The sequence below is a fragment of the Hoeflea prorocentri genome, from assembly GCF_027944115.1.
Taxonomy (GTDB): Bacteria; Pseudomonadota; Alphaproteobacteria; order Rhizobiales; family Rhizobiaceae; genus Hoeflea_A; species Hoeflea_A prorocentri.
Genome location: NZ_JAPJZI010000001.1, coordinates 4,269,444 through 4,292,164 on the forward strand (window position 1 = coordinate 4,269,444; position 22,721 = coordinate 4,292,164).

Below are 22,721 nucleotides of genomic sequence, written 5' to 3' on the forward strand. Positions count from 1 at the left end.
AGCTCTATGGGCGCTGCTCAGATACTTCCTTGGCGATGGATTGAAGCATCGTGAGAACCCGATATTCCATGTCTTCATCCTCGTTGTATTCCGGATAGGTCGCATTCATCGCGATCACGATCTGCCGTTCGGGGTTGATGTAAAGAAACTGGCCGTGGATGCCGATTGCGGCGAAGTCACCGCTATCCTGCTCCAGTGGTATCCACCACTGGTTCTTGTATCCGAGGCCGTAATCCGAATTCGGGTTATCCCGCCCGGGCATGAGATGAGGCGCATCAGGCCGGGCGGATCGTTTCAGCCAGTCCTCCGAGACAATCCGATCGTCCCCAAAGGTGGTACCGCCCTCCAGAACAAGCAGACCGATGCGGGCAAGATCACGAGCGGTCACACTCAGCCCGCCCATGGCCGACGGTTCGCCAACGGCATCGGTGAGAATGTAGGCATCGCTCTCCGCACCGATTTTCTTCCAGAATTCATTCTCCAGGTAGTCACTGTAGGACCTCTTCGTCGCCCCGCGGATCACCATGGCAAGGATCTGGGTGTCGATGCTTGCATAACGGTTGAAGGTGCCGGGTTCGAATTCCCGCTGCAAGGTGATTGCAAAATCGTCAAATGAACCGGTCAGGGAGGCTGCCACCATTCGCACGATGTCGGAATTGAGATCGTCATAATCCTCGTCCCAGCGAATTCCGGAGGACATGTCCAGTATCTGCTGCACGGTCACGCCGTCGTAGGCGGACCCGACAAGCGACGGCGCATATTTCGTGACCGGGTCGTCGAGGCTCTCGATGTCTTTGTCCTCAAAGGCCTTTCCGGCGAGGATCGACGCGACCGATTTGGACACGGACATGATAATGGCATGCGTGTCCCCGGTGTTGCCGCGCCGGTAATCCTCATAGAGAAGCGTGTCGCCTTTCAGGATCACGAGGCCCGTCTGGTGGATTTCTTCAAGCGTATCCTCGACCGAATAGGTTTGTCCGTCGAACCGATAGTGCGCGGGCAGCCGGATTTCACCATCAACCGGTTCAAGCGACCTGACCGTTTGTCCCCTTTCTATCCTGATGGCCGGATAGGTCTTGTGGAAAGAGCGAAACGCTTCGTCGATGTTCTCCGCTTCAAATGCGCTGCCATAAGCTATCAGCGCTCTGATGTCGCGAATGTCATTCCAGTAGTATGTCGCACCGCCAAGGACGGCAAAAAGGACGACCGCAAGGGCGATCCAGATTTTTCGGGCCATATCAACAACCATATTCGCAAGAAGAAGACGGCTTTGATGTAATCCTTTCTTATGTTAAGTAAATGCTTAATTTTGTCGCATCCCGAAGCGGGGTACTGGTCCAGACGGACGGGAAACAAATAAAGAATGCCCGATAAACTACGCACACAGCCGACGCAGGACCGCGCGCGGCTTCGGATAGACGAGATCCTGTCCGCGGCGCGGCGCCTTCTCGTGCGGGAAGGCTACGAAAAATTCAACACAAACCTCCTCGCGCAGGAGTCAGGCTGCAATATCGGAACGGTTTACCGTTACTTTCCTGAAAAGAACGGCGTTATTGTCGCCGTTTACAGGGAATGGTTGGCCGAGGCTGCCGCGAAAAACGACGAGGTGCTCAGCGCACCGGGCGAGTGGTCACACCCGGCCGATCTGGCGGCTCTTCATTTCGAGGCTTTTGTTGACGGCCTTTCGGACGACGATCACAAGCTGGCGGTCGAGCTGACAAAAGCGCTGTTCATGAATCGACATGTCCGCGATGCCGACGACCTTCACAAGGCCGGGTTGATCAAGGCTTATCGCGATGTTTTGACGGAAACAGGGTTCAGCGATGTCGATCCCCGCCTTCTCGATTTCTGGGCCGAACTCTGCTTTTCGCTGATGCTTATGGTGAGCATGGCTCCGCCCGCAGAACGGAGTTTTGTCAAACGTCAGGCCGGGCAGGTCATCCGCAGCACAATCAACCCGGGGGCCGGAGACAAGACCGGCTGACAGCAACGCCGATTCCGGGACGGAAGCTGACCGGTCGCCCAAAACAGGCAACGCGACTGACTGTGCGGCGGCGTTCAGGCGAGCCGTCGTTTCTTCCCGGCGGTTGGTTGAGGGAAGTATTCGGCATTGATTTCGTCTATCGGCCGGGCGGGGCTGATGAGGAATCCCTGCATCTCCGAGTAGCCGGCCGCCTTGACATGTTCGCGCTGATTTTCCGTTTCGACGCCTTCGGCCGTTGCCGTGATCCCGAGATCCTGGCTGAGGCCAGCGACAGCCTTGACGATCACGTCGGCCTCCTCCTGATTGGACAGGTCCTTGATGAAAGACCTGTCGATCTTGATCTTGTCGAATGGGAAACTGCGCAGGTAGCTGAGCGATGAATATCCGGTGCCGAAATCGTCCATCGCGATGCGCACGCCCATATCGCGCAGCGCATGCAGCTTGGCGAGCGTTGTTTCATTGTGCTGCAGGAGCACATGTTCGGTTATTTCCAGCTCAAGGCGCTGCGGTGCGATCCTTGACGTCGCCAGGGCATTGAAGACCGTGTTGACCAGCTCGTCGTTGCGGAACTGCGCTGGAGACAGGTTGACCGCCACCTTTGTGTGGGTCGGCCAACCGGCTGCGTCGACGCAGGCTCGCCTTACCACCCATTCGCCCAACGGCACGATCAGTCCGATTTCTTCGGCGACCGGGATAAACTCAGCCGGCGAAACGTTTCCGCGCTCGGGGTGACTCCAGCGCAACAGAGCCTCGAACCCGGTGATCTCATCCGTTTCCAGATCGACCAATGGCTGGTAGTGCAGCTCGAACTCGTCCTTCTGGAACGCCTTGCGCAGATCGATCTCGAGATTGCGCCTGATCTGCATGCGCGCGTCCATTTCGGCCTCGAAGAACCGATAGATCCCGCGGCCGTCATTCTTGGCCCGGTAGAGCGCCATATCGGCGTTCTTGATGAGCTGATCCGGATCGACACCGTCCTCGGGCGCGACCGCGATCCCGACACTGGTTCCGATCACGACCTGATGGTTGTCGAGGTCGAAGGGTTCGGCCAGCACCTCGCAAATGCGCTGGGCGGTCAGTTTTGCGGCCTTCGGCTGGTCGTTCGATATCTGCAGTATGGCAAATTCGTCACCTCCAAGGCGCGCGATCGTATCGGTCTCGCGCACACAGTTTCTCAAACGGTCGGCCACCGCTTTCAGGAGTTTGTCACCCATGGGATGGCCGATCGTGTCGTTGACGTGTTTGAAGCGGTCCAGATCCAGACACATGATGGAGAAATTCTGCCCCCTGCCTATCCCGGGTATCGCCATTTCGACGCGTTCGCGCAGAAATGTCCGGTTGGGCAGATTGGTCAGGCTGTCATGATGCGCCATATGGGCCAGGCGCGCCTGAATACGCTGTATCTCAGTCGTGTCCTCATGTGTGGACACCCAGCCTCCATTGGGCATGGGCTGATGGTTGACGGCTATCGTGCGGTCCCCGATCAGGGTCTGAATTTTCATCCCCGGCTCGCCGCTCTCGATAATCTCCTTCCACTCGTCCAGATATGACTGCGGGTCGCTACATTCTTGATCGCCGCGTTGCTCCCGGAAGCGGACAATATCGTCAAACAACGCACCGGGCTTTACCAACTCCTCGGGAAGATCGTAGAGCTCGATGTAGCGGCGATTACAGACCAGAAGCCGTCGGTTCCGGTCGAACAGACACAGGCCCTGAGACATGTTGTCGAGGGCTGCGTTGAAACGCTCATTCTGCTCGGTCAGCTCCTGGTCGCGCTTTAAAAGCGCTTCCTCGTATCTGCGGTGCTCGGTGACATCCGTATAGGTTGTCACCATGCCGCCACCCGGCGCCGGCGTTCCGCGGATCTCGACAACGCTCCCGTCAGGCCGCACGCGCTCGAACAGGTGCGGCTGGAACTGTTTTGCCAGATCGACTCGCTCCCTCACCTGCTGATCGCTGTCGCCGTCGCCATATTCGCCGCGCTCCGCATTGTAGCGAATGAAATCATCAAATTTCGTCGCGGCGTCCCCAAGTTCGGGAGGGAAATCGAGAAGCTCAAGGAATCGAGGATTGAACGCGACCACGTCCAGATCCTTGTCGAACATGCTGATACCCTGGTCGATCGATTTCAAGATGACCTGAAGCTGCTTACTGGTGCGGTCGGCGGCCTCCTTTTGTCCATAGAGCTCGGTCATGTCGACATGGATGCTGATTGTCGAGCCGTCTTCATTGCGCTTTTCCGATGTGCGCAAGACGCGGCCGTCCGCCAGACGATGTTCAAAGGGCCCGTCGGAGCGACGGCGTTTGGCGAGCCGCCGCTCGATCCAGTCTGCATCCATCCTGTCGGTAGCCGAAGGGCTTTTGGCGGCAAAAAGTCGCAACAGCTCCTCAAATGTCATGCCGAGGACAACGATATCCTCCATGCCCGGGAAAAACCATTTCTTGTAAAGGGAATTGCAGGCAACGATGCGTTCCTGAGCATCGCACATCAAAAAACCGGCGGGGATGCTCTCCACAATGTCTGTCAATTGGCACTCAAGCGGCGAATCCATAAAGATTCTCCCTGACAACCCATAATAAAGCAATGATTCGGACTGTAATGTCGGCCATCATGCCGCATGGCTTCCCGGCTTGATTTGCGATAGGAAGTCCCGAACACACATTAAGCGCAACAGGATAGGGGCGGATTGCTTCAATTTCGTTGAAGGGCTTGGTTAACAAATTGCTTAAAAAGCCCATGCCCCAGCGCCCGTGTGGGACCGCATATGAAGAACTGCAGCCATAGAAACCTTCTATTGGAGTAACCGACAAGACGGACGTAACAAAGGGATCAGGCACTGAGGATTGACTGAGGGGCGGCGACTCGTTTGACGAGCAGAATTTCAGCAGCGCCAGGCGTGTATATTTCACCAAATTATTTTTAGGCGCGATGGAAGGTCCTCTCTCTTAGGGAGGGCCTTCTTTCTTTGATGTCGTCGCCATGTGCACAGAGCGCGGCTAGTGTGCCTCATCCCAATTATCGGCGGCGCGGGCGTCCACCTTCAACGGCACCTTCATGGAAACGGCCGGCATGGAGGCGCTCTCCATCACGTCGGTGACAATACCGATCGTCTTGTCAACCTCCGGCTCAGGCACCTCGAAGATCAACTCGTCATGAACCTGCAGCAACATACGGGCAGTCAGTCCCGCATCCTCGAGCGCTGCATCCATCCGCACCATGGCACGGCGGATGATGTCTGCGGCCGAGCCCTGGATCGGCGCGTTGATCGCGGCCCGCTCATTGAAGGCCCGCATGTGCGGATTGCTGGTGGCGATATCCGGATAGTGCGCCTTGCGTCCAAAGATCGTCTCCACATAACCATGCTCGCGGGCATAGGCCTTGGTGTTGTCCATATAATCCTTAATGCCCGGGAAGCGCTGGAAATAGGTTTTGATATAGTCACTTGCCTCGGAGCGCTCGATACCAAGCTGATTGGCAAGGCCGAAGGCGGATATGCCGTAGATAATACCGAAATTGATCGCCTTGGCGCGCCGTCGAACTTCGGCCGGCATGTCCTTGACCGGCACGCCGAACATTTCCGAGGCGGTCATCGCGTGGATATCCATCCCGTCGGCAAAGGCCTGCTTGAGCGCGTCGATATCAGCAACATGGGCCAGCACCCGCAGCTCGATCTGGGAATAATCGGCCGAAACCAGTTTGCAGCCCGGCTCGCACACGAATGCCGTCCGGATTTTCCGGCCCTCGGCGGTCCGCACCGGAATGTTCTGCAGGTTGGGATCGGAGGACGACAGCCGCCCGGTTGTGGTCGCGGCCAACGCATAAGAGGTGTGGACGCGTTTCGTCTCGGGATTGATGAAATCGGGCAGCGCATCGGTGTAGGTGGATTTCAGCTTGGTCAGCTGGCGCCAGTCGACAATCTTGCGGGGAAGCTCGTGGCCTTCCGCCGCCAGATCCTCCAGCACCTGTGCGGATGTCGACCACTGGCCGGTCTTGGTTTTCGATCCGCCGGGCAGGCCGAGCTTGCCGAACAGGATCTCTCCAAGCTGCTTTGGCGAGCCGATATTGAATTTCTCACCCGCCAGTTCCTGAATCTCTTCTTCGAGCGCCGCCGCCCCTTGTGCAAAATCGCCTGAAAGCCGCGACAGGATCTGCCGGTCAACGCGGATGCCGCGCGATTCCATCCGGGCGAGAACCGGCACCATCGGCCGCTCAAGACGCTCATAGACCGAGGCAACGCCTTCGGCGGCAAGGCGGGGCTTGAGAACCTGCCAAAGGCGCAAGGTCACATCCGCATCTTCGGCGGCGTAGGCCGTGGCCTTGTCGATGTCGACATAATCGAAGGTGACGGCCGATTTGCCGCTGCCGGCAACCTCCTTGTAGGCAATCGGCTTATGCCCGAACCAACGGTCCGACAGCGCATCCATGCCCTGGCCACCGCGCCCGGCATCAAGCGCATAGGAGATCAGCATCGTGTCGTCGTAACCACGCACCTCGATGCCGTAGCGCTTCATGATCAGCCAGTCATATTTGAGGTTCTGGGCGATCTTCAAAACCGACGGATCCTCAAGCAGATCCTTCAAATGAGACAGGGCGGCATCAATGGGAATCTGGCCCTCGGCCAGACCGCCACCGAGCAGATCATCCTGACCGCTCTTATGAGACAGTGGGACATAACAGGCCTTTACCGGTCCGCTGGCACCGGAATGGGCGTCCTGCGGCTGATAGGCCAGTGAAAAGCCGACGAGGTCCGCCTGCATGGCGTCAAGCGATGTCGTCTCGGTATCGAAAGCGACGACGCCCGTCTCACGCGCCGTTGCGATGAATGCGGCGAGCGTTTCAGCGTCGCGGATACAGGCATAGCCGGAATGATCGATCTTGACGTCAGCAGCCGCTTTTGTCCGTGCAGCGGCAAAGTCGCCAGGGGTCCAACCATCGGATGCACCTGCGATCCCGGTTGCGGATGAGGGGTCGGACGCGTCACCGGCATCAAGGTCCGGGCCGTGAGCCGCAGCGCCCCATTCAACCGCGACCTCGGCCGGCTCGATCTGCGCCGCGTCAGTCTCGGTCGCCTCGGCAACGCGCCGTGTCAGCGTGTTGAAACCCATGGCCTTCAGAAAAGCGATCAGCCGCGGTCCGTCCTGCTCCTCAAGCAGGAAATCGCCAGGCGTATCGGTGACCGGCGCGTCGGTGCGCAAGGTGACAAGCTCGCGTGACAGGCGGGCCTGATCGGCAAATTCGATGATGTTTTCGCGGCGCTTGTTCTGCTTGATCTCACCGGCGCGCTGAAGAAGCGTGTCGAGATCGCCGAAGGTCTCCAGAAGCTGCGCCGCGGTTTTCGGGCCAATGCCCGGAACGCCCGGTATGTTGTCGGTGGAATCGCCGGTGAGCGATTGCAGATCGATCATCTTTTCCGGCGGCACGCCCCATTTTTCGATCACCTCGGCCGCTTCGATCCTGCGGTCCTTCATGGTGTCGTACATGGCGACATGATCGGTCACGAGTTGCATCAGGTCCTTGTCGGACGAGATGATCGTCGTGTGTGCACCGGCTTCCTCCGCCTGCCGCGCATAGGTGGCGATCAGGTCGTCGGCCTCAAAGCCTTCCATCTCGATGCAGGGCAGATTGAATGCCCGGGTCGCCTCGCGAATGAGCCCGAACTGCGGCACGAGATCTTCCGGCGGCGCGGACCGATTGGCCTTGTATTCGGGATAGAGATCCTTGCGGAAGGTCTGTGACGAGTGATCGAAGATCACCGCCAGATGGGTCGGCGTCACACCAACCGACGTATCGCGGGCTTCCGATAACAGCTTCCACACCATGTTGCAGAAACCGGAGACGGCGCCAACAGGCAGCCCGTCCGTCTTGCGCGTGAGCGGCGGCAAAGCGTGGTAGGCGCGGAAGATGTAGCCCGAGCCGTCGACGAGAAAGAGATGATCGTCCTTTTTCATGGCGACAGGGATAACGCAGCCTCAGGGCGACGTCCATGGCGATGATGCGCAATCATACAGACGCTGCCTGGTCGGTACGCAGTTCGGCACTGCGGCGGGTTCCGAGATAAAGATTGGTTTCGCTGGCGCGGATACCGTCAACCAGCCGGATCTTGTGCAGCACCGTATCGAGCGAGGACAGCGTATCGGTGCCGAGCTCCAGCACCAGATCCCATTTGCCGTTGGTGGTGTGGATCGCGGTGATTTCCGGCATGCCGCGCAATTGGGAAACGATCCGGTCCGTCCCGCGACCCTCGATCGACAGCAGCATGATGCCGCGCACGGGCTGCTCGAACGCATCGCTTCGCAAGATAACGCTGAAACCGAGGATCTCGCCCGACTGCATCAACCGTTCAAGACGGGTGCGCACCGTCGCACGGGAGACTCCGAGTTGCACCGCCAGATCGGATATGGCGGCCCGTCCATCATGACGCAGGGCCGATATCAGCTTCTGATCTGTTTTATCCATATCGATAAACATAGCTGCCGTTTCGGACAGTTGGCAAATCAATTTGCTTTGTTTGCCAAGTTTTTTCCGCCGCTCTCCGGCCCAATAATAGAAGCAGCCAGAATTTGGAGACCGAATGAACACCAACCTGTCCCTGATCGGAGCGCCGGTGGAAACCGGGGCCAGCCAGCCCGGATGCCTCATGGGTCCGGATGCGCTGCGTACCGCCGGGATGGCGGACACGCTGCGAAGCCTCGGCTATGAGGTCAGGGATCACGGCAATGCCGGATCCATCGCCGACAACGATGTCTCACACGACAACGACGCCATCCGCAATCTGCGCGAAACCGTCGGCTGGAGCCGGTCGCTCGACGATATCGGCTACCGGTCCGCGACAGAGGGAAACCTGCCGGTTTTCCTTGGCGGCGATCATTCCATATCCATGGGCAGCATACCGGCAGTGACCCGGTATGCAGCGGGCAAGGGCCAGCCGCAATTCGTTCTTTGGCTCGATGCCCATCCGGACTTTCACACGCTCGACAGCACACGCAGCGGGAACCTGCACGGCACGCCCGTCGCTTACGTGACAGGCCAACCGGGCTTCGAGGGTGTCTTTCCCGCTCTTCCGGTTGCGGTCGACGCGCACAACGTCTGCATGTTCGGCATACGCTCCGTGGACGAACGGGAGCGGGAGAACCTGACACGCTGCGGGGTCACAGTGCACGATATGCGCGCCATCGACGAATACGGGGTGCCGGTTCTTCTTGATGCGTTTCTTGAGCGGGTGCGGGCTGCGAACGGCGCATTGCATGTCAGCCTCGATGTGGACTTTCTCGACCCGACCATCGCGCCGGCCGTCGGCACGACCGTTCCGGGCGGCGCGACGTTTCGCGAAGCCCATCTCATCATGGAGATGCTGCACGACAGCGCACTTGTGTCGTCACTCGACGTTGTGGAGCTCAATCCATTCCTCGATGAGCGGGGAAGGACAGCAAAACTGATGGTGGATCTTGTCGCCAGCCTGTTCGGAAAACGGGTGATGGACCGCCCGACCCGATCCTACTAACCAGCGCAGGGAGACGTTGAAATGGTACATTTTGTCGGTGTTGAAGCAATGATCCGGCTCGTTGGAAAGACCGGACCAAGAGAATTCCTCACCGGACTCGGCAATGCCATAGAACATGATTTTCGCCGCTGGGAACGGTTTGAAAAGACGCCGCGGATCGCCAGTCACTCGAAAGACGGCGTGATCGAGCTGATGCCCACCAGCGACGGCGAGCAATACGGCTTCAAATATGTGAACGGGCATCCGAAAAACATGAAGGAGGGCCTTCAGACGGTGACCGCTTTCGGTGTCCTGTCCGATGTTTCGACGGGCTACCCCGTTCTTGTCAGCGAGATGACGCTGCTCACAGCCCTCAGGACCGCCGCCACATCGGCTATGGCCGCAAAGCACCTTGCCCGCAGCGGGTCGCGAACAATGGCCATCATCGGCAATGGCGCGCAGTCGGAGTTCCAGGCGATCGCTTTTGCCGCGATGACCGGTATCGAGGCCGTCCGGCTCTATGACATCGATCGCAGCGCAAGCCGCAAATGTGCGGCCAATCTTTCGCGACACGGTCTCGATATCGCAATCTGCGCGTCAGCCCAGGACGCGGTGGCCGGCGCCGATATAGTCACAACCGTGACCGCGGACAAACAGTGCGCAACCATCCTGACGGACAATATGGTTGGGGAGGGTCTTCACATAAATGCTGTCGGCGGCGATTGTCCCGGCAAGACGGAATTGCACAAAGACATCCTTCACCGCTCGAAAATCTTTGTCGAATTTACGGCACAGACACGCATTGAGGGTGAAATCCAGCAATTGCCGCAAAATTATCCGGTAACCGAGTTGTGGCAGGTCATTGCGGGACGGAAGGACGGGCGATCGTCTCCTCGAGACATCACGCTTTTTGATTCCGTCGGCTTTGCAATCGAGGACTTTTCAGCACTCAATTTCGTCCGGGATCAGGCGCTAAGCCACGGAATTTTTGAGGAACTTGATCTTGTTGCCGATCTGCCGGACCCACGCGATCTGTTTGGTGTGCTGAGACACGGGCAAGGCCCTCTTTGCGGACCGCACAGACCCGTTGCCGCAGCTTAAGGCGACGGGAATTCTGGGTTGTTACACCGGGATTTTTCCACTGTAACATAGTCGTGACCCGCAATCTCCCGGTTGTGTCCTTGAATTGCCACATTCATCGGCCCAAATCACAATCACCGGCAAGCAAAAATGCCGATGTCTGGCGAGAGGCATGTCCCCCGCCACGCCGGACACGAGCGGCGACCTCATCCCCCCCTCTCCGGGTCGCCGCTCACATCCCCAACGCCACCGTGACTATCCCCTCCAGCCACGGTGGCACTTTTTTGTCTATTTCGATGTTCCCGCATCCGGCGCTTTAATCTGCCGGTGAAACCGTCTAGATCGTCTCCAGTTTCATTGTTTCAAGTCATTAGTCAGGAGCCGGGCATGGCCGATCTCGCCGCAACGCTTTCACAAGCCGATAAGAACCTCGACAACAGCCTCGAACGCTTGTCGGACCTCATTCGAATCAAATCCATCTCGACCGATCCCGCCTTTTCCGACGATTGCCGCAAGGCCGCCGGCTGGCTTGTCGGCACGCTTGAGGATATCGGTTTTGAAGCAGGTGTTCGCGAGACAACCGGGCATCCCATGGTTGTGGCGCATCAGGCCGGCCGGGAGGGTGCACCTCATGTTCTGTTTTACGGCCACTATGACGTTCAACCGGTCGATCCCCTCGACCTTTGGACCAAGGACCCGTTTTCTCCCGGCGTTGAGGAACTGACGCCCGGCCGAAAGGTCATCACCGGCCGCGGCGCCGCGGACGACAAGGGTCAGCTCATGACATTTGTCGAAGCATGCCGGGCCTACAAGGAGACAAACGGCACCCTGCCCTTGACCGTGACGATCCTGTTCGAGGGCGAAGAGGAATCCGGCTCGCCTTCGCTGAAGCCGTTTCTTGAGGCCAATGCCGATGAGCTGAAGGCCGATCTTGCGATGGTGTGCGATACGGGCATGTGGGACGCGGATACGCCGGCCATATCGGTGAGCCTTCGCGGACTGACCGGCGAAGAGGTTACGATCAAGGCCGCAAACCGCGACCTGCATTCGGGCCACTATGGCGGAAACGCCGCCAATCCCATCCATATCCTGACATCCATCCTGGGCGACATCCACGATGCGGACGGGCGCGTGACCATCCCGAACTTCTATGACGGCGTGCACGAGACGCCCGACAACATCAAGTCCATGTGGGAAGAACTCGGTCCGCCAAAGGACTTCCTGGAAGATATCGGCCTTTCTGTTCCATCGGGAGAAAAGGGCCGCACGATCCTTGAACGCTGCTGGGCCCGCCCGACTGCCGAGGTCAACGGCATTTCGGGCGGCTATACCGGTGACGGTTTCAAGACGGTCATTCCGGCGGAGGCATCGGCAAAGGTATCGTTCCGCCTGGTAGGCGATCAGGATCCCCACGCAATCCGACGCAACTTCCGGGCCTTCGTCGAGGAAAGGCTTCCGGCCGACTGTTCGGCGGAGTTTTCGCAGCACGGAACTTCCGGCGCGATACAACTACCCTATGATGCTCCGGAGCTGGCGGACGCTCAAAAGGCGCTGGAAGATGAATGGGAAAAGCCGGCGGTGATTATCGGCATTGGCGGATCAATCCCGATCGTCGGCGATTTCCGTTCGATGCTCGGCATGAATTCGCTGCTCGTCGGTTTCGGACTGGACGACGATCGCGTCCACTCACCGAACGAGAAATACGACCTGCGCTCCTTCCACAAGGGCATTCGTTCCTGGATCCGCATTATGGATGCGCTGGCGGCAGGGCAGTAGACAGCTGAAGATCAGTCGTTGCCGACACGCGCCCATTGCGGCCGCTCAAACAGGAAACGGCCGAAGCCGGTCGTTTCCACCAGCCAGAACAGGATGAGCGGTCCGGCAATCGCAGCAATCCATACCAGAAGCGAGATGGTGCCCACGTCCGGGATGATCCCGAGCTTGAGCAGGACGACGCGTGTCACAGCCATCGGCAGGAAAAACGCGAGATAGATGACGATCGAGTGGGACCCGCACCAGCCGATAAAGCCGGCCCATCGATGCGACGACAAAAGCGCGCTTGCCGATACGAGGACGATCACGCCGCCGATCCCAAGGACGAGCGAGACAAATGGCAACATCGATATCGCCACCTTTCCGTGACCGGCCGGGCCGAGGGTAACGGGCACGGCGGTTGCCGTGGCCAGGGCCGTCACCGCAATGATCGCCACCATGGCGGCAATCGCCGGCACAACGTTGCGTTTTGCATAATCGGCGAGCGCGAACACCAGCGGCGCAAATGCATAGCCGGCAAAGAACCAGACGAAATAGCTTGCGAACTCGTCAATCAGAACCGCACCGGTATGGATGGGGAGAATCTGCAGGAGGATTGCTAGACCCAGGACCAGCGAGACCGGGATCGGACGCAGCAGCCGCGTCGCAATGAAAAACACGGGCAATATATAGATGAACCAGAGCGTCCCGAACGGCTGAACGAAGGCCAGGAGATAATTCTCTACCGGCGCCGCGGCGCCTCCCTCGGCCGCCATGCCCGGAGCCTTGAATGCGAACTGTATGGTCAGCCACAGGACGTAGAAATAGGCAAAATGCACGATCTTACCGTCAACGAACTGGCGCAGTGGATTGTCCACGCTGCGCATGAAGAACAGTCCCGAGGCCAGGAAAAAGGCCGGCATGCGCATGGGCTGGCTGACTTCCACGAATATATGCATCCAGCCATCCGCTCCGGCTGCCTTCTCCACGCCGATAACGGAGTGCAGCATGACAACAAGAAGGATGCAGAAACCCTTAAGATAGTCGACCCAGGCCACCCGGCCTGATTCAATGTGGACATAATCCCTGGCGCCGCTCAGCGTCGCGGCGCGATCCTGCTTTTCTACATAGGCCATAGAAGGTTCCATCCCGCACAGATTGCGACTGTCAATTTACCAGGGAGCAGGAAGAGAACCGTTAAAATCGGCGGCCCGATTTGCGAACGTTAACAAAACGATTAACGCCCCCTTAAATTGCCGCAATTAAGGTTCAAGCGCCCACCGTCACAAAACCCGCTGGAACGCATGGCCGGAAAACGCAAAAAGCAAACCCGTATCGAACCCTCCATGGGCAAACGCCGCGCGCGCTCAGGCGACCTTCGCGCCAGTGCCAAAGATCGCGTTGCCGGCGGAAACCGGACAGCAAAACGCAAACGCGGCAAAACCTCCGGCGGACGGCGCAAATCGCGTTCGGGCTCCGCGCGGCGCGGGTTTTCCGGATTTGTCCGGCGCAGTTTCTACTGGTGTTGTGTCATCGGCCTGTGGCTGGCTATCGCCGTCGGCGGTGTTGTCGCTTTCTACGGCGCCAAGATGCCGAGCGCGACAACCTGGTCCGTTCCCGACAGACCGCCGAATGTCAGGATTGTTTCAACCGACGGACGCACCATGGCCAATCGCGGTGCGACGGGCGGAGAAGCGCTGCCGCTGTCGCGCATGTCGCCTTATATTCCTCAGGCCGTACTGGCCATTGAGGACCGTCGCTTTTACTCCCATTTCGGGGTCGATCCCATAGGCCTTGCCCGCGCCATGGTCAGCAATGTCATGGCCGGCCGCATGGTTCAGGGCGGATCGACGCTGACACAACAGCTTGCAAAGAACCTGTTCCTTTCGCCCGACCGGACCATTGAACGCAAGGTGCAGGAGGTTCTGCTCGCGGCCTGGCTGGAGCACAAGTTCACCAAGGACCAGATACTGGAGATGTATCTGAACCGGGTCTATTTCGGCTCGGGCGCATACGGCGTCGAGGCGGCCTCGCGCCGCTATTTCAAAAAACCGGCCCGCGACGTGAACCTTGCCCAGGCGGCGCTTCTTGCCGGATTGCTCAAGGCACCGTCGCGGCTGTCCCCGGCGCGCAATCCGGACGGCGCGGAAGCCCGCGCCCAGATTGTGCTTGAGGCGATGCGCGAAGAGGGTTTTGTGACCGACCGTGAGATCACCACGGCAATGACGCAGCCACCGACACGCGCCAAGAGCTACTGGACCGGGGCGGAGAATTACGGCGCGGACCTCGTCATGGACCGGCTTGAGGAGGTGATCGGAGGCAAGATCACCACCGATCTCATCGTTGACACCACCATCGATTTCAAGCTGCAGCAACAGGCGGAACAGGCCATCCGCGAGGCGATCGACGGAAACGGCCGAAAGCTGAAGGTCTCGCAGGGCGCGCTCGTATCGATCGACGGATCCGGCGCGATCCGGGCGCTGGTCGGCGGCTATGATTACTCGGTCAGCCAGTTTGACCGGGCAACAAAGGCCAAGCGGCAACCGGGATCGGCATTCAAACCGTTTGTCTATGCGGCTGCGCTGGAGATGGGCCGTACGCCGGATTCGGTGCGCAACGACGCGCCCATCAGGATCGGCAAGTGGACGCCCTCGAATTACGATGACAAGTACCGTGGACCGGTCACACTGTCGGAAGCGTTGTCCAAGTCTCTCAACACGGTGGCCGCGCAATTGGTCATGGAGGCCGGTGCCGGCAGTGTTGCAAAGACCGCGCGGCGTCTCGGTATCGAATCGAAGCTTCAGACCAATGCGTCTATTGCGCTTGGAACATCGGAGGTCACGCTCACAGAACTGACGGCCGCCTACGCACCTTTCATGAATGGCGGCTACAAGGCTACGCCACATATCATCAGACGGGTGCGGACCGCCGACGGAAAGGTGCTTTACGAAAACACCTATGACAACCCGCCGCGGGTTCTGCGGCCGGACATCATCGCGATGATGAATTCCATGCTGGTGCGGGCCGTCAATGAAGGCACCGGCCGAAGGGCCCAGCTCGGCGGCCATCAGGCAGCGGGCAAAACCGGAACCAGCCAGGCATTCCGCGACGCCCTGTTTGTCGGTTACACGTCCAACCTGACGACGGGTGTCTGGTTCGGAAACGACGACGGCAAGCCGACAAAGAACGTCACCGGCGGATCGATACCGGCGGTGGCCTGGCAGAGCTTCATGGAAGCCGCCCATAGCGGCCGTTCAAGCGCGAGGCTGCCGGGTCAGTATGACGTGCCGAGCGATCCGAGCCGGATCGCGGTGCCGGTGACACGGCCGTCGCAACTCCCGGCCCGCAGACCCGAGGGCGAAATCGCCAGCCACAGCGAACCGGCCGGCGAATGGCAACAGCGCGTCGCATCGGAACCCACCGGCTCGACCCGCGGACCTGTACCGCCGGCGGATGTCGGGCGACACCAGCCCAACGAAACCACAAGCCTGCTCGACATCATACTGGGACGCTGACCGGAAAAGCGGCAGCCCGCTCCCACGCGCAACAGGAGCTGATCAAACCGGTCCTGCCCGAAAACGGCTGCATCGCTCGGAAAGCCGGGCTGAACCAGCCCCAGATCGAGCGCGACATCGGTACGCGCTCCAAGCGCCAGCAGCCGGTCAAGCACGAAATAGCAATGGGGCTTTGGTGAAACCAGTAGACCTCAATCTATTTCGTTGACGCCCGCTCCTTTGTTCAACCGGCAGCCGGAACGGGAACTGATGCAAAAGAGCAACAGTAGATTTGTTAACACATGCGTCACGATTTGCAGTATTGCAAAAATAACTGGGGCGCGGTTTGTTGCTTTTTATTCGACTACGTTTTCTTAAATGACGTGGCGGGGGACCTTTTTAGAATGCGATTTCTTCTTGGGATCGCCGCGTTGGGCATGGCGCAACTGTGTTGGGGCACAGTTGCGCATGCGTCCGACGGTGATTTTAACCGGATTGAAATTGGCAAATACGCCAAGACCTGGGAAGCACGCTTCGGCGCCGGGGCCTTTGATACAGGACCTGCCTCTCCGAACGATTTTGACGGTACGGTGATCAATGGCGAGATACTTGCGCCATCGCCCTATTTTCTCGATGCAATCGGCTCGCCGCGTCCGTATGTCGGCACCGACATCGCCATAAGCGACAATCCGATCAACGTTGTCTATACCGGCCTGAACTGGCAGGCGCATGTTATGCCCTGGCTCTATGTCGGACTGAGCGGCGGTGGGGCATGGGCCGATTCACGTGTAACAACCGACACGACGACCGGTGCAACCAAGGATCTCGGCTCGAACTGGCTCTTTCACCTTCAGGCCAGTGTGGGGATCGATATTACGCCCGAACTGATGATCGAAGTCTTCTACAACCACTTCTCGAATGCCAGCCTTGCCGATTTCAACGTCGGTCTCGAGGCGGTCGGCGGGCGCATGGGATACCGTTTCTGAACGCCTGTTGAACCGGGCACTCCCCAGGATTGATTTCCGCCGCCGGCTTCAGCCAAGGATTGCACACCGCTTAAAAAACGCCTTAAGCCGCAATTCAGGGGTTTTCAGACCCGTGTCAGCAATGCTATCGGCGGTCACGCAAAGAGCGAAGGTCGAATCCGAATCCTGCCTTGCAGTCCCATAACGGCTTTCTTATATACGCTTCAACTACGGCGTCCTGCCGGACGCTGGGGGATATACCGCTAGGGACTGTCACATGGAACGCCTCCAAGGGTCCTGACAGTTCGCTTCAAGGAGAATGTAAAAATGGCAAAAGTTATTGGTATCGACCTGGGAACGACCAATTCCTGCGTCGCCGTCATGGACGGGAGCGACGCCAAGGTCATAGAGAATGCGGAAGGCGCCCGCACAACGCCGTCCATGGTTGCGTTCAGTGACGATGGAGAACGTCTGACCGGCCAGCCCGCCAAGCGGCAGGCCGTCACCAACCCCGAAGACACGCTTTTCGCCGTCAAGCGACTGATCGGTCGCCGCTATGACGACAAGATGGTCGAAAAGGACAAAGGCCTCGTTCCCTACAAGATCGTCAAGGCCGACAATGGAGACGCGTGGGTGGAAGCCGGCGGCACTGCCTATTCACCGTCGCAGATTTCGGCGATGATCCTTCAGAAGATGAAGGAAACGGCGGAAGCTTATCTCGGCGAAACCGTCGAAAAGGCCGTGATCACCGTTCCCGCCTATTTCAATGACGCACAGCGTCAGGCCACGAAGGATGCCGGCAAGATTGCGGGCCTTGAAGTTCTTCGCATCATCAACGAGCCGACGGCGGCCGCGCTTGCCTACGGTCTCGACAAGAAAGAAGGCAAAACCATCGCGGTCTACGACCTTGGCGGCGGCACGTTCGACATCTCGGTTCTCGAGATCGGCGACGGTGTCTTCGAGGTCAAGTCGACCAATGGCGATACCTTCCTTGGTGGTGAAGACTTCGACATGAGACTGGTCGATTATCTGGCCACCGAATTCAAGAAGGACCAGGGCATTGACCTGAAGAACGACAAGCTGGCTCTGCAGCGCCTGAAGGAAGCTGCCGAAAAAGCCAAGATCGAACTGTCGTCTTCGGCCCAGACCGAAATCAATCTGCCCTTCATCACCGCCGATCAGAGCGGACCGAAGCACCTGACCATGAAGCTTTCGCGCGCCAAGTTCGAAAGCCTCGTCGACGATCTGGTCCAGCGCACGGTCGAGCCGTGCAAGGCGGCCATCAAGGATGCCGGTATCCAGCCGGGTGAAATTGACGAAGTGGTTCTTGTCGGCGGCATGACCCGCATGCCGAAGGTCCAGGAAGTCGTCAAGAAGTTCTTCGGCAAGGAGCCGCACAAGGGCGTGAACCCGGATGAGGTCGTCGCCATGGGCGCCGCCATCCAGGCCGGGGTTCTGCAGGGCGACGTCAAGGACGTTCTGCTGCTCGACGTTACCCCGCTGTCCCTGGGCATTGAAACGCTGGGTGGTGTCTTCACCCGCCTGATCGACCGGAACACGACGATCCCGACCAAGAAGTCGCAGGTCTTCTCTACGGCCGACGACAATCAGAACGCCGTTACCATCCGCGTCGCACAGGGTGAGCGTGAAATGGCGGCCGATAACAAGATGCTCGGACAGTTCGACCTGGTCGGCATTCCTCCGGCGCCGCGCGGCGTACCGCAAATCGAGGTCACCTTCGACATCGATGCCAACGGTATCGTCAACGTTTCGGCAAAGGACAAGGGAACCGGCAAGGAACATCAGATCCGCATTCAGGCATCGGGCGGCCTGTCCGATGACGATATCGATCAGATGATCAAGGACGCCGAAAGCAATGCCGAGGCCGACAAGGCGCGGCGCGATGCGGTTGAAGCCAAGAACCAGGCCGAAAGCCTCATTCATTCGACCGAGAAGTCGCTGGCCGATTATGGCGACAAGGTTGGCGAAGAAGACCGCAACGCCATCAGCGACGCACTTGCAGCCCTGAAAGCTGCCGTGGAAGCTGAAGAGCCCGACGCCGAGGACATCAAGGCCAAGACACAGACGCTTGCGGAAGTGTCGATGAAGCTCGGCCAGGCCATGTACGAAGCACAACAGGCTGAGTCTGCCGAATCCGATGCTGCAGCCGACGCTGCCGCATCCGGTGAGGATGTCGTCGATGCCGATTTCGAAGAAATCAACGACGACGACGAGAAAAAGTCGGCTTAAACCGGCCGGCCGGTGCGCAATTTTACAAAACGGCGCACCGGCCGAGCGACCCGGTCGGGTATCAGGAGACCGGCTTTTGACAACCCTGAAAAACCCATTCAATCATTCCGCCGGGCGTATCTTCAGAGCCATTGCGCAGGACAACCGGATAGTGACAGGCGTATTTCGTTCCGCGGAGCATATTGATGGCCAAGGCTGATTTCTATGAAACTCTGGGCGTGTCGAAAGGCGCCAGCGAAAAGGACCTGAAAAGTGCCTTCCGCCGTCTGGCAATGAAATATCATCCGGACAAGAACCCGGACGACACAGACGCCGAACGCCGCTTCAAGGAAATCAACGAAGCCTACGAAACGCTGAAGGACCCGCAAAAGCGGGCCGCCTACGATCAGTTCGGGCATGCGGCGTTCGAACAGGGCGGGCCGGGCGGCTTTGGCGGTGGTTTCGGCGGCGGCGCAGGCGGATTCTCCGACATTTTCGAGGACATATTCGGCGAGATGATGGGCGGCGGGCGATCCCGCCGCAATTCCGGCGGGCGCGAACGCGGCGCTGATCTTCGCTACAATATGGAGATCACGCTCGAAGAGGCCTATGCCGGTAAAACCGCGCAAATACGCGTGCCGACGTCCATCCAGTGTGAGGAATGTTCCGGCTCGGGTGCCAAGCCCGGCAGCCAGCCGGTCAATTGCACCACCTGCCATGGCTCGGGCCGGGTGCGCGCCTCACAGGGCTTCTTCTCGGTCGAGCGGACGTGCCCGAGCTGTCATGGCCGCGGCGAGACGATTTCCGATCCTTGTTCCAAATGTTCCGGCCAGGGCCGGGTTACAGAGGAACGCTCGCTGTCCGTGAATATTCCCGCCGGTATCGAGGACGGCACACGCATTCGCCTTGCCGGCGAGGGCGAAGCCGGCCTGCGCAGCGGCCCCTCAGGAGATCTTTACATCTTCCTGTCGGTCAAGCCGCATGAGTTCTTCCAACGTGACGGCGCTGACCTTTACTGCATCGTGCCCATTTCCATGACCACTGCAGCGCTTGGCGGCCAGTTTGACGTGGTCACGCTCGATGGTGCAAAGACCCGCGTGAAAGTCCCGGAAGGAACACAGGCGGGACGTCAGTTCCGTTTGAAATCGAAGGGCATGCCTGTCCTGCGTTCCTCGCATTCCGGCGATCTTTACATCCAGATCTCAATCGAAACACCGCAACGGCTGACCAAAAAACAGCGGGAGTTGCTTGAGGAGTTCGAAGCGTTGTCATCGCAAGACAACAATCCGGAATCGCACGGGTTCTTCTCCAAGATGCGGCATTTTTTCGACACGTTGAGTGAATAGACGAGGAGCACCAGCCAGCAGGTCGGTAAAGAGGAGGGCTCTGATTCAGATGCGGCAGCACCTGCAGCAACACGTCGACAAATTCGGTAGAAAACTTCGTTTTTTCAAAGGCCTGATGAGCCAACCGAAAACCGTGGGTGCGATCGTGCCGACATCGGTCTTCATGGCCCGGCGCATGGCCAGCGTCGCCAATCCGGCATCGGGTCTTCCCGTTCTCGAACTCGGACCGGGAACCGGCGTGGTCACCAAAGCGATCCTGCGGCGCGGCATCGCGCCGGAAAAACTTGTTTCCGTCGAATTTTCCGATGAGTTCTGCCGACATCTCAAAAAGGAGATGCCCGATATCGGTCTGGTCCATGGCGATGCATTCCGGCTCGACGAAACACTGGGGTCTTTGAAGTCCACGCGGTTCGACTGCGTCATATCCGGTTTGCCGTTGCTTAATTTTCCGGTTGCCGACCGCGTAAAGCTGCTCGAGGACGCGCTCAACCGCATCCCTTCCGGACGGCCGTTCCTGCAATTTTGTTACGGCCCGCTGCCTCCCATACCCCATGGGCGCGGACACTATACGATCAAACGTTTCGGCTGGGAGTTCAGAAACATCCCTCCGGCTCAGATGTGGCTCTACAGGAAAGGCGAAGCATGACAGACGGGCAAACGGCCGGACCGCGAATTCTTGTTTTTGCCGGCTCGGTCAAAAAGACGTCGATCAATGCGCGGCTTGCCGATTCGGCACAGAACGCCCTTACCGAACTCGGCGCCGCCGTCACACGTGTTTCTCTTGCCGATTATGACATGCCGCTGGTCAATGAAGACCTGAAAAATAACGAGGGTATTCCAGACGCCGCGATGGATCTTGGGCGCGTGGTCGCGGCCCATGACGGGGTATTCATCGCCAGCCCGGAATACAATGCCTCGATACCGCCGCTTGTCAAAAACACAGTCGACTGGATCAGCCTGATCCGCGAGATTGACGGACAGGCTGCCAAGCCCTGGCAGGGCCGTTATGTGGCTCTTGGTGCGGCATCGAACGGAAAGCTCGGCGGCATTCGCAGTCTCTATCAGCTTCGTGCGGTCATGATGGCCGTCGGTTGCCAGGTCATAACCGAACAATGTGCCGTCGGCGGCGCCTCGGATGCCCTTGGCGCGGACGGTACCATTGCCGATGAGAGAACCATGGCATTGCTGGGGAGAACCTGCAAATCGCTGGTCGACCACTGCAAACGGCACGCGCTTTCCGTCTGACCAAGGTCGCTGCCGTATCGCAGGCGCGTCACCTTGCCCCCGGCTGCGTCACGGTCTAGACCGATGCCGCCATATATCGTCTGAACAAACGGGGAGAACCAAGTCATGCAGGATGCCAAATCGCGCCTGATCGTCGGACTGGACGTGCCGACAACCGATGAGGCCGCCGCCATAGTGGCGACGCTCGGCGATGCTGTCGGTTTCTACAAGATCGGTTATCAGCTGGTTTTCGCCGGCGGTCTGGAATTCGCCCGCGAGCTGATTGCCGACGGCAAGCGCGTCTTTTTGGACATGAAGCTGCTTGACATCGACAATACCGTTGCCAAGGGCGTTGAAAACATTGTCAAAATGAAAGTCACCATGTTGACGCTGCATGCCTATCCAAAGGCAATGCGCGCGGCTGTAGCGGCAGCACACGGCTCTGATCTTTGTCTGCTTGGAGTGACGGTTCTGACGTCGATGGACGACGGCGACCTGAGAGAAGCGGGTTATGCCGACGATCCGAAAACGCTGGTGATGAAACGTGCCAGGCAGGCGGCTGACGCCGGCATGGGCGGCATTGTCTGTTCGGCCGCCGAGGCCGCCACCGTACGCGAGGCCGTCGGACCGGATATGGCCGTCGTGACACCCGGCATCCGGCCGGCGGGCGCCGACCATGGCGACCAGAAGCGCGTGGTCACACCGGCGGATGCCTTGCGCAGCGGCGCCAGCCACCTGGTGGTTGCCCGCCCGATTGTCGCCGCGCCCGACCCGCTTGCCGCCGCGCGCGCCATTCTGTCGGAGATGGATGGCGCTCTGGAACAAAATGCGGTCTAGTGAACAAAAAGGAGGAAACCATGCCAAAAGCCTATTGGATCGCCAGCGTCGATGTGAAAGACCCCGAACGCTACAAGGATTATGTGTCGACCGCCCGGCCGGCATTTGAACGCTACGGAGCGAACTTCCTGGCTCGCGGTGGCGCGATCGACGTACTTGAGGGCGAACCGCGCGCACGCAATGTGGTGATCGAGTTCGCATCGATGGAAGAGGCACGCGCCTGTTACAACTCCGAGGAATATCAGGCCGCAAAGGCCATCCGCCAGACATGTGCGGAGGCAACCATGCTGCTGGTCGAAGGTCATGAACCCTGATCCGATACCGGCCTG

17 protein-coding genes are annotated in these 22,721 nt (G+C 59.0%); 12 read left to right on the plus strand and 5 right to left on the minus strand.

Annotated features, from left to right (window positions below; all coding sequences use genetic code 11):
- Positions 1 to 4 precede the first annotated feature (4 nt).
- Positions 5 to 1,237 (minus strand): serine hydrolase domain-containing protein, encoded by a 1,233-nt coding sequence (locus OQ273_RS20130; RefSeq protein ID WP_267992712.1) that lies wholly within the window; start codon positions 1,235 to 1,237, stop codon positions 5 to 7.
- Between the two features lie 126 nt (positions 1,238 to 1,363).
- Here OQ273_RS20130 and OQ273_RS20135 point away from each other — a divergent pair, with 126 nt between their 5' ends.
- Positions 1,364 to 1,984 (plus strand): TetR/AcrR family transcriptional regulator, encoded by a 621-nt coding sequence (locus OQ273_RS20135; protein ID WP_267992713.1) that lies wholly within the window; start codon positions 1,364 to 1,366, stop codon positions 1,982 to 1,984.
- A 74-nt stretch (positions 1,985 to 2,058) separates the two neighbouring features.
- Here the strand turns inward: OQ273_RS20135 and OQ273_RS20140 are convergent, their stop codons facing one another.
- The 3 genes from OQ273_RS20140 to OQ273_RS20150 all read right to left on the minus strand — a co-directional run bounded on the left by OQ273_RS20140 (position 2,059) and on the right by OQ273_RS20150 (position 8,441).
- Positions 2,059 to 4,536 (minus strand): sensor domain-containing protein, encoded by a 2,478-nt coding sequence (locus tag OQ273_RS20140; RefSeq protein ID WP_267992714.1) that lies wholly within the window; start codon positions 4,534 to 4,536, stop codon positions 2,059 to 2,061.
- Positions 4,537 to 4,981: 445 nt separating this feature from the next.
- Positions 4,982 to 7,933 carry a DNA polymerase I gene (polA, locus tag OQ273_RS20145; RefSeq protein WP_267992715.1) on the minus strand — a complete coding sequence of 984 codons (2,952 nt, stop codon included), beginning with the start codon at positions 7,931 to 7,933 and terminating at the stop codon, positions 4,982 to 4,984.
- A 52-nt stretch (positions 7,934 to 7,985) separates the two neighbouring features.
- Positions 7,986 to 8,441 (minus strand): Lrp/AsnC family transcriptional regulator, encoded by a 456-nt coding sequence (locus OQ273_RS20150; protein ID WP_267992716.1) that lies wholly within the window; start codon positions 8,439 to 8,441, stop codon positions 7,986 to 7,988.
- A 115-nt stretch (positions 8,442 to 8,556) separates the two neighbouring features.
- Between OQ273_RS20150 and rocF the strand changes: the two genes are divergently transcribed.
- From rocF to OQ273_RS20165, 3 genes are all read left to right on the plus strand, one after another.
- Entirely contained in the window at positions 8,557 to 9,486 is a 930-nt protein-coding gene (rocF, locus tag OQ273_RS20155) for an arginase (protein ID WP_267992717.1), read from the plus strand.
- 21 nt (positions 9,487 to 9,507) lie between these two features.
- Positions 9,508 to 10,566 carry an ornithine cyclodeaminase gene (locus tag OQ273_RS20160; RefSeq protein WP_267992718.1) on the plus strand — a complete coding sequence of 353 codons (1,059 nt, stop codon included), beginning with the start codon at positions 9,508 to 9,510 and terminating at the stop codon, positions 10,564 to 10,566.
- A 366-nt stretch (positions 10,567 to 10,932) separates the two neighbouring features.
- Positions 10,933 to 12,321, plus strand: coding sequence for a M20/M25/M40 family metallo-hydrolase (locus OQ273_RS20165; protein ID WP_267992719.1), 1,389 nt, complete (start codon positions 10,933 to 10,935; stop codon positions 12,319 to 12,321).
- Positions 12,322 to 12,332: 11 nt separating this feature from the next.
- On the opposite strand, the gene OQ273_RS20170 is transcribed toward OQ273_RS20165, so the two are convergent.
- Positions 12,333 to 13,433, minus strand: a complete 1,101-nt coding sequence (locus OQ273_RS20170; protein WP_267992720.1) for an acyltransferase family protein — start codon at positions 13,431 to 13,433, stop codon at positions 12,333 to 12,335.
- Positions 13,434 to 13,601: 168 nt separating this feature from the next.
- On the opposite strand from OQ273_RS20170, the gene OQ273_RS20175 reads away from it, so the two are divergent.
- From OQ273_RS20175 to OQ273_RS20210, 8 genes are all read left to right on the plus strand, one after another.
- Positions 13,602 to 15,812, plus strand: a complete 2,211-nt coding sequence (locus OQ273_RS20175; protein WP_267992721.1) for a transglycosylase domain-containing protein — start codon at positions 13,602 to 13,604, stop codon at positions 15,810 to 15,812.
- A gap of 383 nt (positions 15,813 to 16,195) precedes the next feature.
- Positions 16,196 to 16,777 carry an acyloxyacyl hydrolase gene (locus tag OQ273_RS20180; RefSeq protein WP_267992722.1) on the plus strand — a complete coding sequence of 194 codons (582 nt, stop codon included), beginning with the start codon at positions 16,196 to 16,198 and terminating at the stop codon, positions 16,775 to 16,777.
- A 306-nt stretch (positions 16,778 to 17,083) separates the two neighbouring features.
- Positions 17,084 to 19,006 carry a molecular chaperone DnaK gene (gene dnaK, locus OQ273_RS20185; RefSeq protein ID WP_267992723.1) on the plus strand — a complete coding sequence of 641 codons (1,923 nt, stop codon included), beginning with the start codon at positions 17,084 to 17,086 and terminating at the stop codon, positions 19,004 to 19,006.
- Positions 19,007 to 19,191: 185 nt separating this feature from the next.
- Positions 19,192 to 20,331, plus strand: a complete 1,140-nt coding sequence (gene dnaJ / locus OQ273_RS20190) for a molecular chaperone DnaJ (RefSeq protein WP_267992724.1) — start codon at positions 19,192 to 19,194, stop codon at positions 20,329 to 20,331.
- Between the two features lie 49 nt (positions 20,332 to 20,380).
- Complete coding sequence (pmtA, locus tag OQ273_RS20195; RefSeq protein WP_267992725.1) at positions 20,381 to 20,977, plus strand: phospholipid N-methyltransferase PmtA; 597 nt, start codon at positions 20,381 to 20,383, stop codon at positions 20,975 to 20,977.
- On the plus strand, positions 20,974 to 21,576 hold the full coding sequence (locus OQ273_RS20200) for an NADPH-dependent FMN reductase (protein ID WP_267992726.1): 603 nt from the start codon (positions 20,974 to 20,976) through the stop codon (positions 21,574 to 21,576). Before pmtA ends, OQ273_RS20200 begins: the two co-directional genes overlap by 4 nt.
- A 105-nt stretch (positions 21,577 to 21,681) precedes the next feature.
- Positions 21,682 to 22,392: an orotidine-5'-phosphate decarboxylase gene (gene pyrF, locus OQ273_RS20205; protein ID WP_267992727.1), complete on the plus strand. Its 711-nt coding sequence runs from the start codon at positions 21,682 to 21,684 to the stop codon at positions 22,390 to 22,392.
- 20 nt (positions 22,393 to 22,412) lie between these two features.
- Complete coding sequence (locus OQ273_RS20210) at positions 22,413 to 22,706, plus strand: DUF1330 domain-containing protein (RefSeq protein WP_267992728.1); 294 nt, start codon at positions 22,413 to 22,415, stop codon at positions 22,704 to 22,706.
- Positions 22,707 to 22,721: the final 15 nt, after the last annotated feature.